This is a genomic window from Polaromonas sp. YR568 (assembly GCF_943371715.1).
GTDB lineage: Bacteria > Pseudomonadota > Gammaproteobacteria > Burkholderiales > Burkholderiaceae_C > Polaromonas.
In genome coordinates this window covers 13,906-30,842 of the sequence record NZ_CALRVW010000024.1, presented here as the reverse complement: position 1 = coordinate 30,842, position 16,937 = coordinate 13,906, and the positions used below count along the sequence as shown (strand labels likewise).

Here is a 16,937-nt window from a genome sequence, read left to right as displayed (position 1 = left end):
AGATCGGCTAGTTTTCTTCTGAACCCGCTCTGGCTCTCCCATTTCACCGCGACCAGCAGCATCGGTCGCGGCCTCCAGCAAACCCTCGACGCCTTGCGCGGGCAGCGCGGTGGCCTCGCGCCCTGCGCTTTTGACACCGTCGATCTTCCGACCTTTGTCGGCGAGGTGGCGGCGGTGGACACCGTAGCCCTTCCCGATGCACTGGCGGCGTTCGACTGCCGCAACAACCGCCTCGCACTGCTGGGCCTGATGCAGGACGGTTTCGCCGAGGCCGTCGCAGCTGCCAGCCAGAAGTACGGCGCGCAGCGCATCGGCGTCTTCATCGGCACCAGCACCTCCGGCATCTTGCAGACCGAATTGGCCTACCGCCGGCTCGATCCGGTCACCGGCGCCTTTCCGCCCGACTTTTCCTACCGGACCACGCACAACACCTTCTCTGTGGCCGACTTCACACGCCACGTCCTGGCCCTGGCCGGTCCGGCGGTGGTGGTTTCGTCCGCGTGTTCGTCCAGCGCCAAGGTGTTTGCTTCGGCGCGCCGCATGATGGCGGCCGGCCTGATTGACGCCGCGGTGGTCGGTGGTGTTGATTCGCTGTGCCTGACCACGCTGTACGGTTTCAACTCCCTGGGCCTGACTTCCACCCAGGCCTGCCGGCCGTTCGATGTCGAACGCGACGGCATTTCCATCGGCGAAGCAGCGGCCTTCGCGCTGCTCGAACCGGTGCCGGACCGGCTGGACGCCGATGCAGTGCTGCTGCTGGGCATCGGCGAATCCAGCGATGCCCACCACATGTCCTCGCCCCACCCTGAGGGCCTGGGCGCGCGCATGGCCATGCAGGAGGCGCTGGCCACGGCCGGGCTGGACGCCGCGGACATCGACTACATCAACCTGCATGGCACGGCCACGCCGAGCAACGACGCGGCCGAGACGCGGGCCGTGGCGGCGCTGTTCGGTTCGGTCACGCCCTGCAGTTCTACCAAGGGCGCCACCGGCCATACCCTGGGCGCCGCGGGCGGGCTGGAGGCGGTGATCTGCGCGCTGGCCCTGCAGCACGGCCTGTTGCCGGCCGGCCTGAACACCCAACAGCTGGACCCGGCCCTGCCCCTGAACTACCTGCTGCACAACCGCGAGCAGGCCGTCCGTCGCGTGCTCAGCAATTCCTTTGGTTTCGGCGGCACCAACTGCAGTCTGATTTTTGGCCGTGCCGGGTAAGACGACGATGACACATTCCGCATCCGCTGCGCCGTCCCTCACGGTTTATGTCGAGGGCGTCGGCCTGCTGGGCCCGGGCCTGACGGGCTGGGCGCCAGGGCGCGAACTGCTGGCAGGCAGTACGCCTTACGAGGCGGCGCGCTGCGTGTTGCCGCTGCCCATGGCCCTGCCCCCGGCCGAACGCCGCCGCGCGGGCGCCGTGGTCAAGGTCTCGCTGGCCGTTGGCCAGGAAGCCCTCACGGCCTCGGGTCTGTCCGCCGCCGGACTGCCCTCGGTGTTTTCATCGTCGAGCGGTGACGCCATCAATTGCCATGAAATCTGCAGCGCCCTGGCATCAAGCGACAGGCTGATCTCTCCCACGCGTTTTCACAACTCGGTGCACAACGCCTCTTCCGGCTACTGGAGCATCTCCAGTGGCTCCATGGCGACCTCCTCCGTGCTGTGCGCCCACGACGGCAGTTTTGCGGCCGGCTTGCTCGAAGCAATGGCGCAGGCAGCGGTCGACCAGACGGCCGTGCTGCTGGTTGCCTACGACACCGACTATCCCGAACCGCTGCACAGTGTGCGGCCCCTGCCGGACTCCTTCGGGGTGGCCCTGGTGCTGACCCCGCAACGCAGTGAGCGCAGCCTGGCCCGGTGGACCCTGGCACCGGCCACCTGCCTCACAGGCGCCAGTGCAACCGCCATGGCCGACAGCGCGCTGGAGCAATTGCGCGCCAGCATTCCCGCGGCACGCTGCCTGCCGCTGCTGCGCAGTGTGGCGACGCAGGAAGCCGGCAGCATTGTGATCGACTACCTCGATGATTTGCAGCTGGCCGTGCAGGTGGAACCATGCTGAGCCCAGCGCATTGCCCAGCCACGCTGCAGCATGAAGACATCGCGCGCCGCATCCCCCACCAGGGCACCATGTGCCTGCTGGACAGCGTCAGCGCCTGGGACACCCAGCACATCGTCTGCCAGGCCAGCAGCCACCACGCGCCCGACCATCCGCTGCGGGCCCACGGCCGGCTCGGTGCCGCTTGCGGGGTGGAATACGCCGCGCAGGCCATGGCGGTGCACGGCACGCTGGTGGCCGAAACCCTGGCCGGCGCAAACGCTGCCACCACGCCGCCGCGCGCCGGCTACCTGGCCAGCATGCGCAGCGTCACGCTGGCCGTCGACCGGCTGGACACGGTCGCAGGCGACCTGAGCATCCGGGCCGACCGGCTGACCGGCGATGACAACACGGTGCTCTACAGCTTTGCCGTGCAGGCCGGCGACCAGCCCCTGCTCAGCGGCCGCGCCGTGGTGGTGCTCGACGCATCGGCGCTGGCGCTGCCCCCCTCCACCCCACCGCCCTCAACGGCAGGCAGCCCTCCATGACTCCACCCCTCAAACGCGCCCTGGTCACCGGCGGCAGCGGCGGGCTGGGCTCGGCCATCAGCCGACGCCTGGCGGCCGATGGCTTTGCCGTCATCGTCCACGCCAACAGCCACCTGGCCACGGCGCAGGCCGTCGCCGCCGACATCGTGGCCCAGGGCGGCCAGGCGCAGGCCGTGGCTTTCGATGTGACCGACGCCGCCGCCACCGCCCAGGCCCTGGAGGCCCTGCTGGAACACGGCCCCATCCAGGTGCTGGTCAACAACGCCGGCATCCATGACGACGCGGTGTTTCCCGGCATGCAGTTGGCCCAGTGGCAGCGCGTGCTCGACGTCTCACTCAATGGTTTTTTCCACGTCACCCAGCCGCTGACCATGCCCATGATCCGTACCCGCTGGGGCCGCATCATCACCATCACCTCGGTCGCGGCCGTGGCCGGCAACCGCGGGCAGGTCAATTATTCGGCCGCCAAGGGCGCGCTGCATGCGGCCACCAAGTCACTGGCACTCGAAGTGGCGAGCCGCGGCATCACGGTCAATGCCGTGGCGCCTGGCATCATCGACACCGCCATGACCCAGGGCGCCTTCAGCAAGGATGTCATCGACCGCATGGTGCCGATGAAACGCGCCGGCAAGGCCGAGGAAGTCGCCGACCTGGTCGGCTTTCTGGCTTCGGAACGTGCGGCCTACATCAGCGGTCAGGTCATCTCGATCAATGGCGGCATGATCTGACCCGTAAATCGGCTCTTGTCCGATTGACGCGCGACGCAAAGGGCATGAAGCTGGCCGGGAGAGCGCCAAAAGCCACCACCCTCTGGGTGAGGGCAAGAGCCCGCTGACCCGAAGCACCCCTTCCGGCAGGCATCAGCCTGCCCCTCCTTGCGCCTCGCCGGCACGCACCCATGACGGTCCCTCACGCGGCGCGTGCTACTGACTTTCCAGCTCGAAAGGCGAATTCACCATGAAGACTACCGACTCCGTTCCCGCGGCGCATGCACCGCATGGCCCGCTCACTGATTACTATCAGACCGAGCAGGACAGGCAAGCCTACTTACGCAAAATTTTTGACAACACCGCTGCCGACTACGACCGCATCGAGGCCATGCTGGCCTGGGGTACCGGTTCGCGTTATCGGCGTCAGGCCCTCATTCGCGGCGGCCTGAAACCGGGCATGCGGGTACTTGATGTGGGCGTGGGAACCGGCCTGGTTGCGGCCCAGGCCTGTCATCTCGCCGGCGACCCGGCCCTGGTCACCGGGATTGATCCAAGCCCCGGCATGCTGGCGGCCAGCAAGCTGCCCAAGACCATGGTGCTGATGGAGGGCCGGGCCGAGTCATTGCCTTTCCCCGACAATCACTTTGATTTCCTGAGCATGGGTTACGCCCTTCGCCACATCAGCGATCTGGGGGTGGCGTTTGCAGAGTTTCAACGGGTATTGAAACCCGGCGGCCGTCTCTGCATCCTCGAAATCACCCAGGCAAAAAGCGGTCTGGGACAGTGGATCCTCAAAACCTATATGCGGGGCGTGATCCCGATGCTGACACGACTGGTTTCCCGGCAAAAAGAGACCGCCACCATCTGGCGCTACTACTGGGACAGCATAGAAGCCTGTGTCCCGCCGGAACAAGTCATGGCCACACTGAGCGCCGCCGGGCTGGTGCAGGTCAAACAACACGTGGAAGTTGGCGTGTTTTCCGAGTACCAGGCGATCAAACCCTAGCCAGGTTGCACGCTATCTGTCAGCAAAATCCGTGTCTTTAACGCCATGGCGGCGCAGAAAGGCGGGCGCCATGAGCGCCGCCATTCAAGAGCGGGACCAGCGCCGCGCCAGCAACACGGGCAGCCGCAGCACAAAACCCAGGAACAGCCGTGAGTGCATCCAGCTCAGCAGCAGGTTGTCGCGCAGGTAGTTGAAATGCGACACGCCGCCTTCGTCGGGTCGGAAGTATTTGACGCTGGCCGGCAGGTTGACGGGTTTGACGCCCAGCCAGCACATGCGCACCACCGCCTCCGGGTCAAAATCGAAACGACGCATCCAGCGCTGGCCGTGCATGACACGCCGCAGCGGCGCGATCGGGTAGACGCGAAAACCGAACAGCGAGTCACCAATGCCGGCCCACAGCGTTTCCAGGTTCGCCCAGCCATTGGACACCTTGCGGCCATTGACACGCAGGCGCGGCGCGTCGGCGGCAAACACCGGCATGCCCAGCACCATGACTTCGGGCTGTGCGCTTGATGCGGCCATGAATTTCGGAATCAGGTGGGCCGGGTGCTGCCCATCGGAATCCATGGTCAGCACGTGGGTGAACCCCTGGGCCGCCGCCAGGTCCAGCCCGTGCAGCACCGCCGCGCCCTTGCCCACGTTGTGTGGCAGCACGATCACACGCAGGCCCTCATCCTGCGCCGCCATGGCCTGCAGGCCGGCGGCGCTGTCGTCGGTGCTGCCGTCCACCACGACCCAGACCGGCGTCCACTGGGCGCGCGCGGCGCGCACGGTTTCATAGACCTTGGGGCCGGGGTTGTAGCTCGGTATCAGGACCAGGTGGGTGCGGGACGCGCCGGGGGCGGAAACAGTCATCGTGTGGAAACCTGGACAGGAAACGCCAGGCCACGATGGTCAGGCCGGCGGTGAAACGGGAAAGCCGGGCAACTGCGCGTGCGCCAGCTCGGTCTGGAAATACTGTTCCAGCTCACTGACGAAACGCGCCGTGTGCTGCGGCGGATCAAAACGCTTGCCGAGACGGACCCGGTAAGTGATGGGCATTTTAGGGGCTCGCAGCAAGGGCCAGCCCTTACCCAGAAAACCGGAACTGGTTTCGATGAACACCGTCTGTACCGGCACCCCCGCACTTTTGGCAATCAGACCGGTCGTGCCCTGCAAGGGGCCCACGGGAAAACGTGTGGTTCGGGTGCCTTCGGGAAACAGCAGCAGATGGCTGCCCTGGTGCAGATCGTCCACCGCCAGTTGCACCATGGTGCGCAGCGGCGTATTGCGGATGTAGCCGGCGAGGCGCGCGCCCGCCCCATAAAAAACACTGTTGACGAGTTCGGCCTTCATGATGCAGCCGGTGCCGGGCAGGCGCGACAGGACCATCACCGCATCGAGCAGCGACGGGTGGTTGGGCGCGATGACCATGGGCGGCTGATCGCGCAGCGCGTCCAGTTCCGACAGGTCGAAGCGGCAGGCCCCGATCAGCACCAGAAAACGCAGGTAGTGCCGCGTTACAGCGGTCACCAGCTTGCGTCCCAGCCGTTTGCTCATCACACGCGGCAGCAGTGCGCGCATCGGAAAGGCCAGCAAGGTGACACCCAGGCTGAGCAGGCCCAGCGCCAGGTAACCCAGGTGCAACCGGACGGTTTCATGCAGGGCACGGCGGAGCGACGGCAGCGCCAGCGGCTCGGTCATGAGGGCATTGGACTCGTGTTTCATGGCATCCGCGCTGTGCGGCCGTCAGCGCGCCGCGGGCGCCGCGTCCTCGACCACACGGATGTTGGCCTTGCGCATGCGCATCGCCTGCAGGGTGCGCTTGTAGTTCAGGGCCGAGGAAATATAGAAAATCGCCTTGAGCACCGCCAGCGAGCCCCAGATCGGTGTCTTGCCGAAAATGTCGCCGGCCAGCATGGACAGCAGGGCCTCCTTCACGCGCCACACATTGCGCGGCCCCATGAACATGTCGCGCATGGTCGGGTTCGTCACGCGGTAGATGAACCACGAAAACTCTTTCGGCCCCTTGCGCACCTGCCGGTCGAATTCCGCCAGCGCAGCAGCGGCTTTCGCCGGTTCGCGCAGGCAGGTGTCGACGGTGTCGGCACCCACAAAGCCGCCCTGCATGGCCAGCATCACACCCGACGAAAACACCGGGTCGATGAAGGTAAACGCGTCACCGATCATCACGTAGTTGGGGCCGTGCGTGCGTTCGCAGGCGTAGGAGAAGTTGCCGGTCGCCTCGACATCGGACGACAGCGTGGCGTGGGCCAGGCGTTCGGCGAGCGCCGGGCACAGGGCAATCGTGTCGAGGAAAAATTCCTTCACGGGTTTGCTGCGGCTCTTGAGGTAGTGCGGCCAGACAACCGCACCGATGCTGGTGGCACCGTCGGCCAGCGGAATGAACCAGAACCAGCCGTGGTCGAACCAGAAAATCGTGATGTTGCCTTCGTCCTTCCCCGGGTGCCGCGTGGCGCCGGTGAAGTGCGCATACAGGGCCGAGCTGTTGTGTTTGGGGTTGCGGCGCTTGATGTCGAACTGCTTGCCCAGCAGGGTGTCTCGGCCGGAGGCGTCCACCACAAAGCGGGCCCGCCAGTCCTGCAGGCGGCCGTCTTCATGCTGCGCGTGCACCGTGGCGCCGCTGCGGTCGGCCGCAAAAGCCACCTCGCGCACCCTGCAGCCCTCCAGCACCTCGGCGCCCAGCCGGGCCGCATTGCGTATCAGGATCTCGTCCAGCTCGGAGCGCCGCACCTGGTAGGAAAACGGCATGGATTTGTCCCAGGCGTCGCCGAACATGAAGGTCTGGCTCTTGTTGTCATGCCAGGGCGACACAAACTCGGCGCCCCATTTTTCCATGCCGATGGCCCGCACGGCGTCCGCCACCCCGAGCTTTTCAAAAAGCGGGAGGTTGGCCGGCAGCAGCGACTCGCCGATGTGGAAACGCGGATGGTGTTCTTTCTCCAGCACCACCACCTTGTAGCCCCGCTGGGCCAGCAGCGCCCCCGCCGTGGAACCCGCCGGGCCGCCGCCGATGACCAGCACATCGCACTCGCCGGTCACGGCGGGCGCAGGGACGGCTGGTGAATTCAGCTCGGTCATGGGTTTTCCTTGGTCGATAGTGTCGAACTTGCCGCACACCTGCCGTGGTGATCCCGGACGGGACCATCGCGCATGTCAGGCGTGCAAGGGTTGAGTCTACTTCGGGGTACCCTGAATGTTTGTAGTGAAATGTCTGATCTTTCGGGATTTACCGGTCCGGCGCACATTCCAGCCCCTCCCGGGAGGGGCGACCTGGCAGCGATTTCCGTCAGGCCACAGGCGGGCCGGCCGGCAAGTGCTATTATTTTCCCGGCCCCTGTTGCCACCCCCCGCAGCCACCCTGAGTTCACCCGTGTATTCAGCCTTTTACCGCCCTCGCCTGAAACCCCCGTGAACCTTCCCCCGCCCGCCCTCCACCTTCCCGATTCCGCCCCCGCCCCCGCCGCGGCCGGAAAACACACGCCCATGATGGTCCAGTACCTGGGCCTGAAGGCGGACTACCCGGACACCCTGCTGCTGTACCGCATGGGCGACTTTTACGAATTGTTTTATGCCGACGCCGAAAAAGCCGCGCGCCTGCTCGACATCACGCTGACGCGGCGCGGCAACTCCAACGGCGAGCCGGTGGTCATGGCCGGCGTGCCCTTCCACTCGCTGGAAGGCTACCTTGCCAAACTGATCAAGCTTGGCGAGTCGGTGGCGATCTGCGAGCAGGTCGGCGACGTCGCCACCGCCAAGGGCCCGGTCGAGCGCAAGGTGGTGCGGGTGGTCACGCCCGGCACCCTGACCGACACCGAGCTGCTCAGCGACAAGACCGAATCCATCCTGCTGGCGGTGCACCAGGGCAACCGCAACACCTGCGGTCTGGCCTGGCTCAGCGTCACGCAGGGCGAAATCCACCTGGCGCACTGCGCCAGCGACGAGCTCGAGGCCTGGATCGCCCGGATCGCGCCCAGCGAACTGCTTTACAACGTCGATGTCACGCCCGCCTTCGAGCAGCGCCTGAAAACCCACCGCTGCGCCGTCAGCGCCCGGCCGGCCTGGCAGTTCGACAGCACGCTGGGCGCACGCCGGCTGCTGGCGCAGCTGCAGGTGGCGTCGCTGGCCTCGTGGAACGCCGAGGCCCTGCCCGAGGCCCACGCGGCCGCGTCGGCGCTGCTCGGTTATGCCGAACACACGCAGGGCCGCGCGCTCTCCCATGTGCACAGCCTGCAGGTGGTGCGTTCAGGCGAGCTGATCGAACTGCCCCAGACCACCCGCCGCAACCTGGAGCTGACGCAGACGCTGCGCGGCGAGGACTCGCCCACACTGTTTTCGCTGCTCGACACCTGTACCACCGGCATGGGCAGCCGCGCGCTCAAAAGCTGGCTGCTGAGCCCGCGGCGCGAGCGCAGCCAGGCGGCCGCGCGGCTCGAAGCCATCAGCGCCCTGCGCGGCGGCCTGCAGCAGACGCTGCGCGCCCGCCTCAAGGGCAGCAGCGACGTGGAACGCATCACCGCCCGCATCGCGCTGCGCCAGGTGCGCCCGCGTGAGCTCATCGCCCTGCGCGATACGCTACAAAAAACAGAGCTGCTGGCGCCCGACCAGCAAGGGCTACCGGCACTTTTGACCACTATTTTCGCGGACCTGCAGGCGCCGCCGGCCTGCGCCGCGCTGCTGCAGCGCTATGTGCTGGACGAGCCGGCCGCGCTGATCCGCGACGGCGGCGTGATCAACCATGGCTGCGACGCCGACCTCGACGAGCTGCGCGCGATCCAGACCAACTGCGACGACTTCCTGCTCGACCTCGAAGGCCGCGAGAAAGCCCGCACCGGCATCGCCAACCTGCGTGTGCAGTTCAACAAGGTGCACGGCTTCTACATCGAGGTGACCCAGGGCCAGCTCGACAAGGTGCCCGACGACTACCGGCGCCGCCAGACGCTGAAAAACGCCGAGCGATTCATCACGCCCGAGCTCAAGACCTTCGAGGACAAGGCGCTGTCGGCGCAGGAACGCGCGCTGGCCCGCGAAAAATGGCTGTACGAACAACTGCTCGATGAACTGCAGGCTTTTGTCCCGGTGCTGAGCCGTCTGGCACGCGCGCTGGCCAGCCTGGACGCCCTGTGCGCGCTGGCCGAACGCTCCCTCACGCTGAACTGGACCGCCCCGGTGTTCGTTAAAGAGCCCTGCATTGACATCACCCAGGGCCGGCACCCGGTGGTCGAGGCTCGGCTGGCGGAAACCAGCGGCGGCGCCTTCATCGCCAACGACTGCAGCCTGAGCGGCAAGAGCCGCATGCAGGTCATCACCGGCCCCAACATGGGCGGTAAATCGACCTACATGCGCCAGGTCGCCATCATCGTGCTGCTGGCCAGCGTCGGCTCCTACGTGCCGGCCAGCGCCTGCCGGCTCGGCCCGATCGACGCCATCCACACCCGCATCGGCGCAGCCGACGACGTGGCCAACGCGCAGTCCACTTTCATGCTGGAGATGACCGAAGCCGCGCAGATCCTGCACGCGGCCACGCCGCACTCGCTGGTGCTGATGGACGAAATCGGCCGCGGCACCTCCACCTTCGACGGCCTGGCGCTGGCCGGCGGCATTGCCGCCCACCTGCACAACAAAACCCAGGCCTTCACGCTGTTTGCGACCCACTATTTCGAACTCACCGAGTTCCCGGCGCGCCACCATGCCGCGGTCAATGTGCATGTCAGTGCGGTCGAGTCCGGCGCCAGCATCGTCTTTCTGCACCACATCGAGCCCGGCCCGGCCAGCAAGAGTTACGGTATCGCGGTGGCCAAACTGGCCGGTGTGCCGGCCGCCGTGGTCAACCACGCACGCCATGCGCTCGATGCGCTGGAAACCCAGCAGACCGCCAGCCGCGCCCAGGTCGACCTGTTTGCCGCGCCGCCCGAGCAGCCCGCCGCCGAACCCAGCGCGGTGGAAAAAGCCCTGCACGGCATCGACCCCGATGCGCTGAGCCCGCGCGAGGCGCTCGACGCGCTGTACCAACTCAAAAAAATAGCGGCCGCCTGAGCCGTCCCACCCCCAACGATTGCCCCCCATGACCTACTGCGTCGCCATCAAACTCAACGCCGGCCTGGTGTTTCTTTCCGACTCCCGCACCAACGCGGGGCTGGACCAGATCAGCACCTTCCGCAAGATGATCATTTACGAAAAGCCGGGCGACCGTTTCATGGTGCTGCTGTCGGCCGGCAACCTGTCGATCTCGCAGTCGGTGCGCGAGATCCTGCAGATCGAGCAGCTCAAGGACCCGGAAGGCGGCCCGCCCATCACCATCTGGAACGCCAAAAGCATGTTCGACGCGGCGCGGGTGCTGGGCGCCGCGATCCGCCGCGTGCATGAGCGCGACGCCGAGGACCTCAAACACGCGGGCGTCGAGTTCAACGTTTCGCTGATCTTCGGCGGCCAGATCCGCGGTGAAGGCATGCGTCTGTTCCAGGTCTATTCGGCCGGCAACTTCATCGAAGCCACGCCCGAGACGCCCTACTTCCAGGTCGGCGAATCCAAATACGGCAAACCGGTGCTGGACCGTGTGATCACCCCCGAAACGCCGCTGGACGAAGCCGCCAAATGCGCGCTGGTCTCGATGGACTCGACGCTCAAGTCCAACCTGTCCGTCGGCCTGCCGCTGGACATGGTGGTCTACGAAGTCAACTCGCTGCAAAGCGACAAGGTGGTCTGCATCGACCACGAGAACCCCTACTTCCGCATGCTGCACGACAACTGGGGCAAAAAGCTGCGCCAGGTTTTTGACAGCATCGAAGATCCGATGTGGACCGGCGGCGAAACGCAGGTGCCGCTGCTGACGCCGCTGACACGCAACCAGCCCCTGAAAAAAATCACTTCCCCCGAAGAAAAACTGATCTGACCCCGTGCCCGCCTCCACCAAACCCCTCATCATTTTTTCCCACGGCAACAGCTTTCCCGCAAGCACCTACGGCGTGTTGTTCCAGGGGCTGCGCTCGCGCGGCTTCCAGGTCAAGGCGATTGAAAAATTCGGCCACGATCCGCGTTATCCGGTCACCAGCAACTGGCCCAACCTCGTGCAGCAGCTCGCCGACTTCACCAGCGAGCAGGTCGAAAAAACCGGTCAGGCGGCCTTTCTGGTGGGCCACTCGCTGGGCGGCTTCCTGAGCCTGATGTGCGCCGCGCGCAACCCCGTTCTCGGCGGTCTGCCGGTGCGCGGAGTGCTACTGATCGACTCGCCCATCCTGGGCGGCTGGCGTGCCGCCGCGCTGAGCGTGGCCAAACGTGCGCAGCTGGTCGGCTCGATTTCACCCGGCGCCATCAGCCGCAAGCGCCGGCACCAGTGGCTGGGCCAGGCCGAAGTGCTGGCACATTTCCGCAGCAAAAAAGCCTTTGCACGCTGGGATGAACAGGTCCTGCTCGACTACATTGAACACGGCACACACGATGCCGGCGGCCAGCGTCTGCTGAGTTTTGACCGCGACGTGGAAACCGCCATCTACAACACCCTGCCCGACAACCTCGAGGGCCTGCTCAAGCGCCATCCGCTCAAATGCCCGGTGGCCTTTATCGGCGGGCGTCAGTCGGCCGAAATGAAACAGGTGGGCATGGCGATGACCGAGAAGGTCACCCGGGGCCGCATCATGATGCTCGACGGTAGCCACCTGTTCCCGATGGAAAAACCCGTCGCCACGGCGGCGGCGATCGAGGCGGCCCTGCGCAACCTGATGGGCTAATCAGCCCCGAATGAAATTTGTCATTGCGGGCCTGACCCGCAATCCATGCGTATTGAGTTGCGGCGTTGGCGGGATGTTTTCAGGCATCACGCTGCGCTTGCAGTCCGTTCTCGACAGTAGTTTCAACTCCACTCCCAACCCCCCGCCCTTCCCTCGCCCCGCTGGGCGAGAGAAGGGAGCCCCATTTGGCCGCGTGCGCTGCGCTCGCGTGCAAACATGACCGTGCGTTGGGAGTCCCGCCCTTGAAGCGCTTTGCGCTTCAAGGACTCCCGATTTCTCTTCGGGGTTTTCGGTTTTCTTCGCCAACCCGTCGGGCTGGGCCGAGGAGCGCAGCCGAAAACGGATCAGGGCAGGCACTTGTTTGAGCGAAGCGAGTTTGTGCCTGACCCCGTTTTCGGCGAGCACCGCAGGTTGCCCCGGAGCGTAGCGCAGGGGACCCAGACCATCGGGTCGCCTTCTCTTTGCTTACTTTCTCTTGGCGAAGCAAGAGAAAGTGAGTCGCCCGCCGGGGCGAGACCCGGCTTGTTGGCAAGTCAGGCTGCAGGAGTCATCCAACATGGATCCCGGATCAGGTCCGGGATGACATCTCAGCCCGCCCAGGTGACCCAGCCCATCTGCGCCGTCACCAGCACCACGACACCGAAGACGATGCGGTACCAGGCAAAGGGCACAAAGCTGTGGGTGGCGATGTAACGCAGCAGCCAACGAATGCACAGCCAGGCACTGACAAAGGCAAACAGCAGCCCGACGCCGAACATCGGCAGGTCCGCGACTGACAGCAGGGCGCGGTCCTTGTACAGGCTGTAGGCACCGGCACCGATCAGCGTCGGAATCGCCAGGTAAAACGAAAAATCCGTCGCCGCCTTGCGTGACAGGCCCAGCAACATGCCGCCAATGATGGTGGCGCCGCTGCGGCTGGTGCCGGGCACCATGGCCAGGCACTGCACCAGGCCGACCTTGAGCGCATCCATCATGGTCATGGCCTCCACTTCATGAATGCGTGCCGTGGCTGGATTCATTTTTTGCCGCCGCTCGGCCCACAAAATGACGAAGCCGCCAATGATGAAGGTGCTCGCCACCACCACGGGCGTGAACAGGTGGGCCTTGATGGCCTTGCCAAACAGCAGGCCCAGCAGCACCGCCGGCACAAACGCGACCAGGACATTGAGCGCAAACTGCTGCGCCTGTTTTTCCGTGGGCAGCGCCACCAGCGTGTCGCGCAGTTTTTGCCAGTAGACCAGGATGACCGCAAAAATGGCGCCGGTCTGGATCGCAATGTCAAACACCTTGGCCTTCTCGTCGTCAAAACCCAGCAGGGCGCCGGCAAGAATCAGGTGGCCGGTGGAAGAAATGGGCAGGAACTCGGTCAAACCCTCGACGATGCCCATGACGGCAGCCTTGATCAGCAATGCAATGTCCACACGCGCTCCAAAAATATGGGCTGATTATCGCTGTCGGCCCGCTGCCCCCGGGGCGCGGCAGGCGCCGGGCCGCGCTTTTCGCGTCCGCTGGCTGCAACTCGCACCGCGTCTCCTGCATTTCGTCGCAAAGCCCTCGCGCCGGCGCAGCCGTCCCGGCAAAGTCCGTTTCACCTTGTTTTGACCTTGTTGACCGGAGAACACCATGGACATGTCACCCACCATCGCCATCCACCTGAGCGCCGTTCTCGGCGCCACCGCGGTCGGACCCGTCGCGCTGTGGGCGCGCCGGGCCCGCGCCCCGCGCCCGCGGCTGCACCGCGCCGCCGGTTATGCATGGGTCACGCTGATGCTGGTGGCCGCCACCTCGGCCATCTTCATCCGCGATTTCCGGCTGCCCAACATCAACGGCTACACCCCCATCCATACCCTGATTCCGGTGACATACGGCATGCTTGCGCTGGCCTTCTGGTTCCTGGCCAGGGGCAACATCACCGGCCACCGCAAGACCATGCAGCGCCTGTACATCGGGGCCTGCGGCGTGGCCGGTGCCTTCACCCTGCTGCCCGGCCGTTACCTTGGCAACCTGGTGTTCGGCCAGTGGCTGGGCCTGATTTCCCCGCGCTACCAGCCGCCCCAGGGAACCCCGCTGATCGGCCAGATCCTGACGAACACGCCGCTGTGGGTCTGGGGGCTGCTGGCCGCCCTGCTGGTGCTCGGCTGGAGCCAGACCCGCAGCCGCAGCGTGGGTCTGGCCCGCATCACCCTGCTGCCGCTAGGGCTGGACGCCCTTTCGCTGTACGGCACCGTCTCGGCCTTTGGCGCCTCGGCCGCCGTGCTGGGCAGCTGGCTGGCCGCCGCGACCGGGCTGCTGCTCATCGTCACGCCCATGCCGCTGCCGGCCGGGACGGCCTACGACCCCGACCGGCGTCAGTTCCAGCTGCCGGGCAGCTGGGTCCCGATGGGACTGATCATGGGCATCTTCCTGACCAAGTACATGGTGGGTGTGGGCTTGGCGATGAACCCGGCCATGGCGGCCAACACAGGGCTTACCCTGGCCATCGCCACGCTGTACGGCGTTTTCAGCGGCATCTTTGCCGGCCGCACGATACGCCTGCTGCGGCTGGTGCGGCAGCCCGCTGCCCCCGCCATGACCACCCTCCACGCCTGAACCGGAAAGCACACCATGAACACAAACAACCCGCAAGACAAGCAGCTCGAACGCCAGGCGCGCAAACGCGCCGCCGCCAAACTGGGCTGGTACCTCCACGCCTGCGTCTACCTGCTGGTCAATCTGCTGCTGGTCACCCTGTCGGTCAGCAGCGGCCGCCACTGGGCCGTGTTTCCCCTGCTCGGCTGGGGCCTGGGCCTGGCGGTGCACGGCGTGGTGGTGTTTCTGCTCACCGGCGGCGCCGGCCTGTACCAGCGTCTGGTGCAGCACGAGCGCGAGCGCCTCGCGCAGCAACGCGACATGTGGTGAACGGGCGGCACACCATGAAAAGATACCTGACAAGCTGCGCGTTCTGGCTGGCCGCCGCCTGTGCCCAGGCGGGCACCGGCCTGGCCACCGTGCCCGGCCTGCAAGGTGACGGCCCCGTCACCGTGTTTTACCCGTCCAGCGCGCCGGACGGCCCGGTCCAGCGCGGCCCCTTCCACCTCACGCTGGCCGGCGACGGCATACCGATGCGCGGCAACGGGCGCCTGATCGTCATTTCGCATGGCTCGGGCGGTGCGCCCTGGGTGCACACCGACCTGGCCCGCTCCTTGGTCGAGGCCGGCTTTGTGGTGGCCCTGCCCGAGCACCGGGGCGACAACGCCCGCGACCCGTCCACCCCGGGCCCCGAAAGCTGGAAGCGGCGGCCGGCCGAAGTCTCGCGCGCCATCGACGCCGTCGCCGGCGACACCCGCTTTGCGCCGCTGCTGGCGCTGGACAAGGTTGGCGTGTACGGCGGCTCCGCCGGCGGCCATACCGCGCTGAGCCTGGCGGGCGGGCGCTGGTCGCCGGCAAACTTCAAACAACACTGTGAAGCCCACATCACCGAGGATTTTTCCTCCTGCGTCGGCTTTCTCACACGCTTGCGCGGCAACTTTCTGGACGGCCTCAAGACAAGCCTGGCACTGGCCGTGATCCGCCAGCGTTTTGACGATGCCGCCTGGCAAAGCCATGCAGACACACGGGTGCGCGCCATCGTGGCCAGCGTGCCTTTTGCGGCCGACTTCGACATGGCGTCGCTGGCCAGCCCTCGCGTGCCGCTGGGCCTGGTCGTGGCGCAGCAGGATATCAACCAGGTGCCGCGCTTCCATGTGGGCGCCGTGCGCGCCGCCTGCAGTTCGTGCGAAGTCATCGCCGATCTGCCGAGCGCCGGCCATGGCGCCATGTTGTCGCCGCTGCCGCCCTTGCGCCCCGGCAGCATTGAAGCCGAACTGCTGGGCGACCCGCCTGATTTCGACCGCAGGCAGTTGCCCGAGGTCGACCGAAAGATCACAGCCTTTTTCCGCAAACACCTGCTGCCATGACCCGAGCCACCACTTTCACTGTTTTTGCCGCCTTCGCGGCCGTGGCCCTGCTGTTCACGGCCCTCGCCGCCGCCATAACCTTCGGCGGGCCGGCACCGATCGCGCCGCTGGCCAGCATCAACGAACCCTTTTCGAAGGTGGACTTCAGCGCCGTGCCGCCCGCGCGGTCTTTTGCAGCCCGCGACGGTACCTCCCTGGCCTGGCTCGACTACCCCGCTGCCGGTGGAGCCCGGGATACACGCCGCATCGTGCTGGTGCATGGCTCGTCGGCGCGCGGCCGCTCCATGCACGTGCTGGCCCAGGCGCTGGCTGCAGCCGGCTTCAACGTGGCCGCACTCGACATGCGCGGCCACGGCGACTCGGGCCCGCGCGGGCAGGCCGCCTACGTGGGCCAGCTGGAGGACGACGTGGAAGATTTCATGCGTGCCGTGCCGCACACCGGCCCCAGCACCTTGCTGGGATTTTCTTCCGGCGGCGGCTTCGTGCTGCGTTTTGCAGGCGGCGCGCGGCAGGCCCTGTTTGACCGCTACGTGTTGCTCTCGCCCTACCTGCGTCACGACGCCCCCACCGCCCGGCCGGGCAACGGCGGCTGGGTGTCGGTGGGCCTGCCCCGCCTGGTCGCGCTGCACGTTCTCAATCGCGCCGGCCTGACCACCTGGAATGACCTGCCGGTGCTGAACTTCGGCTTGAACGACGCGGCCCGTCCCCAACTCACGCCCTCCTATTCCTTCACCCTCGCCACCAGCTTCGGCCCGCATGACGACTACCTGGCCGACATCCGCGGCGTCCAAAGCGCGCTGCGCATCGTGGTCGGCAGCGACGACGAGCTCTTTCGCGCCGAACAGTTTGCCGGGGTGTTTGCCGCAACCGGCCAGCCGGTGCCGGTCACCCTCGTGCCCGGCGTCAACCACATGGGCCTGACGCTGGACCCGCGCGCCTGGCCGGCCATCATCGAAGCTTGCCGCAGCTGAAGCCGCACCTG

The 16,937-nt window shown here is 66.3% G+C and carries 16 protein-coding genes and 1 pseudogene; 13 read left to right on the top strand and 4 right to left on the bottom strand.

What is annotated here, in order from left to right; translation table 11 throughout:
- The first annotated feature begins 18 nt into the window (after positions 1-18).
- The 5 genes from AAG813_RS15765 to AAG813_RS15745 all read left to right on the top strand — a co-directional run bounded on the left by AAG813_RS15765 (position 19) and on the right by AAG813_RS15745 (position 4,290).
- On the top strand, positions 19-1,212 hold the full coding sequence (locus tag AAG813_RS15765) for a beta-ketoacyl-[acyl-carrier-protein] synthase family protein (protein ID WP_341916650.1): 1,194 nt from the start codon (positions 19-21) through the stop codon (positions 1,210-1,212).
- Between the two features lie 7 nt (positions 1,213-1,219).
- A complete protein-coding gene (locus AAG813_RS15760) occupies positions 1,220-2,050 on the top strand; it encodes a beta-ketoacyl synthase chain length factor (protein WP_341916622.1) in 831 nt (276 codons plus the stop codon).
- Complete coding sequence (locus AAG813_RS15755; protein ID WP_341916621.1) at positions 2,044-2,574, top strand: 3-hydroxylacyl-ACP dehydratase; 531 nt, start codon at positions 2,044-2,046, stop codon at positions 2,572-2,574. Before AAG813_RS15760 ends, AAG813_RS15755 begins: the two co-directional genes overlap by 7 nt.
- Complete coding sequence (gene fabG, locus AAG813_RS15750; RefSeq protein WP_341916620.1) at positions 2,571-3,302, top strand: 3-oxoacyl-ACP reductase FabG; 732 nt, start codon at positions 2,571-2,573, stop codon at positions 3,300-3,302. Before AAG813_RS15755 ends, fabG begins: the two co-directional genes overlap by 4 nt.
- 229 nt (positions 3,303-3,531) lie before the next feature.
- Positions 3,532-4,290, top strand: coding sequence for a class I SAM-dependent methyltransferase (locus tag AAG813_RS15745; protein WP_341916619.1), 759 nt, complete (start codon positions 3,532-3,534; stop codon positions 4,288-4,290).
- 84 nt (positions 4,291-4,374) lie between these two features.
- On the opposite strand, the gene AAG813_RS15740 is transcribed toward AAG813_RS15745, so the two are convergent.
- From AAG813_RS15740 to AAG813_RS15730, 3 genes are read right to left on the bottom strand one after another with little or no spacing between them, the layout of a single operon-like run.
- The gene (locus AAG813_RS15740) at positions 4,375-5,148 is read right to left on the bottom strand and encodes a glycosyltransferase family 2 protein (RefSeq protein WP_341916618.1); all 774 of its coding nucleotides are present in this window, start codon (positions 5,146-5,148) and stop codon (positions 4,375-4,377) included.
- Between the two features lie 39 nt (positions 5,149-5,187).
- On the bottom strand, positions 5,188-6,000 hold the full coding sequence (locus AAG813_RS15735) for a lysophospholipid acyltransferase family protein (RefSeq protein ID WP_341916617.1): 813 nt from the start codon (positions 5,998-6,000) through the stop codon (positions 5,188-5,190).
- Between the two features lie 21 nt (positions 6,001-6,021).
- Positions 6,022-7,374, bottom strand: coding sequence for an NAD(P)/FAD-dependent oxidoreductase (locus tag AAG813_RS15730; protein ID WP_341916616.1), 1,353 nt, complete (start codon positions 7,372-7,374; stop codon positions 6,022-6,024).
- A gap of 405 nt (positions 7,375-7,779) precedes the next feature.
- Here AAG813_RS15730 and mutS point away from each other — a divergent pair, with 405 nt between their 5' ends.
- The 3 genes from mutS to AAG813_RS15715 are packed head-to-tail and all read left to right on the top strand — an operon-like array spanning position 7,780 to position 12,020.
- The gene (gene mutS, locus AAG813_RS15725; RefSeq protein WP_341916615.1) at positions 7,780-10,329 is read left to right on the top strand and encodes a DNA mismatch repair protein MutS; all 2,550 of its coding nucleotides are present in this window, start codon (positions 7,780-7,782) and stop codon (positions 10,327-10,329) included.
- A gap of 28 nt (positions 10,330-10,357) precedes the next feature.
- Complete coding sequence (locus tag AAG813_RS15720; protein ID WP_341916614.1) at positions 10,358-11,185, top strand: proteasome-type protease; 828 nt, start codon at positions 10,358-10,360, stop codon at positions 11,183-11,185.
- A 4-nt stretch (positions 11,186-11,189) separates the two neighbouring features.
- Positions 11,190-12,020, top strand: coding sequence for an alpha/beta hydrolase (locus AAG813_RS15715; protein ID WP_341916613.1), 831 nt, complete (start codon positions 11,190-11,192; stop codon positions 12,018-12,020).
- Between the two features lie 587 nt (positions 12,021-12,607).
- On the opposite strand, the gene AAG813_RS15710 is transcribed toward AAG813_RS15715, so the two are convergent.
- A complete protein-coding gene (locus AAG813_RS15710; RefSeq protein ID WP_341916612.1) occupies positions 12,608-13,441 on the bottom strand; it encodes an undecaprenyl-diphosphate phosphatase in 834 nt (277 codons plus the stop codon).
- Between the two features lie 202 nt (positions 13,442-13,643).
- Here AAG813_RS15710 and AAG813_RS15705 point away from each other — a divergent pair.
- The 5 genes and pseudogenes from AAG813_RS15705 to AAG813_RS15685 form a co-directional block, all read left to right on the top strand.
- Positions 13,644-14,051: pseudogene (locus AAG813_RS15705) on the top strand (DUF2306 domain-containing protein); the annotation flags it as partial.
- Positions 14,028-14,609 carry a DUF6622 family protein gene (locus AAG813_RS15700; RefSeq protein WP_341916649.1) on the top strand — a complete coding sequence of 194 codons (582 nt, stop codon included), beginning with the start codon at positions 14,028-14,030 and terminating at the stop codon, positions 14,607-14,609. The pseudogene AAG813_RS15705 and the gene AAG813_RS15700, both read left to right, overlap by 24 nt.
- Positions 14,610-14,624: 15 nt before the next feature.
- The gene (locus tag AAG813_RS15695) at positions 14,625-14,918 is read left to right on the top strand and encodes a 2TM domain-containing protein (protein ID WP_341916611.1); all 294 of its coding nucleotides are present in this window, start codon (positions 14,625-14,627) and stop codon (positions 14,916-14,918) included.
- A 14-nt stretch (positions 14,919-14,932) separates the two neighbouring features.
- The gene (locus AAG813_RS15690) at positions 14,933-15,955 is read left to right on the top strand and encodes a dienelactone hydrolase (protein ID WP_341916610.1); all 1,023 of its coding nucleotides are present in this window, start codon (positions 14,933-14,935) and stop codon (positions 15,953-15,955) included.
- A complete protein-coding gene (locus AAG813_RS15685) occupies positions 15,952-16,926 on the top strand; it encodes an alpha/beta fold hydrolase (RefSeq protein ID WP_341916609.1) in 975 nt (324 codons plus the stop codon). Before AAG813_RS15690 ends, AAG813_RS15685 begins: the two co-directional genes overlap by 4 nt.
- Positions 16,927-16,937 lie beyond the last annotated feature (11 nt).

What these genes read in the sequence shown, in the direction of transcription:
- AAG813_RS15760 (WP_341916622.1), top strand. Translation starts at nt 1,220, where the DNA reads ATGACACATTCCGCATCCGCTGCGCCGTCCCTCACGGTTTATGTCGAG.
- AAG813_RS15755 (WP_341916621.1), top strand. Translation starts at nt 2,044, where the DNA reads ATGCTGAGCCCAGCGCATTGCCCAGCCACGCTGCAGCATGAAGACATC.
- fabG (WP_341916620.1), top strand. Translation starts at nt 2,571, where the DNA reads ATGACTCCACCCCTCAAACGCGCCCTGGTCACCGGCGGCAGCGGCGGG.
- AAG813_RS15745 (WP_341916619.1), top strand. Translation starts at nt 3,532, where the DNA reads ATGAAGACTACCGACTCCGTTCCCGCGGCGCATGCACCGCATGGCCCG.
- AAG813_RS15740 (WP_341916618.1), bottom strand. Translation starts at nt 5,148, where the DNA reads ATGACTGTTTCCGCCCCCGGCGCGTCCCGCACCCACCTGGTCCTGATA.
- AAG813_RS15735 (WP_341916617.1), bottom strand. Translation starts at nt 6,000, where the DNA reads ATGAAACACGAGTCCAATGCCCTCATGACCGAGCCGCTGGCGCTGCCG.
- AAG813_RS15730 (WP_341916616.1), bottom strand. Translation starts at nt 7,374, where the DNA reads ATGACCGAGCTGAATTCACCAGCCGTCCCTGCGCCCGCCGTGACCGGC.
- mutS (WP_341916615.1), top strand. Translation starts at nt 7,780, where the DNA reads ATGATGGTCCAGTACCTGGGCCTGAAGGCGGACTACCCGGACACCCTG.
- AAG813_RS15720 (WP_341916614.1), top strand. Translation starts at nt 10,358, where the DNA reads ATGACCTACTGCGTCGCCATCAAACTCAACGCCGGCCTGGTGTTTCTT.
- AAG813_RS15695 (WP_341916611.1), top strand. Translation starts at nt 14,625, where the DNA reads ATGAACACAAACAACCCGCAAGACAAGCAGCTCGAACGCCAGGCGCGC.
- AAG813_RS15690 (WP_341916610.1), top strand. Translation starts at nt 14,933, where the DNA reads ATGAAAAGATACCTGACAAGCTGCGCGTTCTGGCTGGCCGCCGCCTGT.
- AAG813_RS15685 (WP_341916609.1), top strand. Translation starts at nt 15,952, where the DNA reads ATGACCCGAGCCACCACTTTCACTGTTTTTGCCGCCTTCGCGGCCGTG.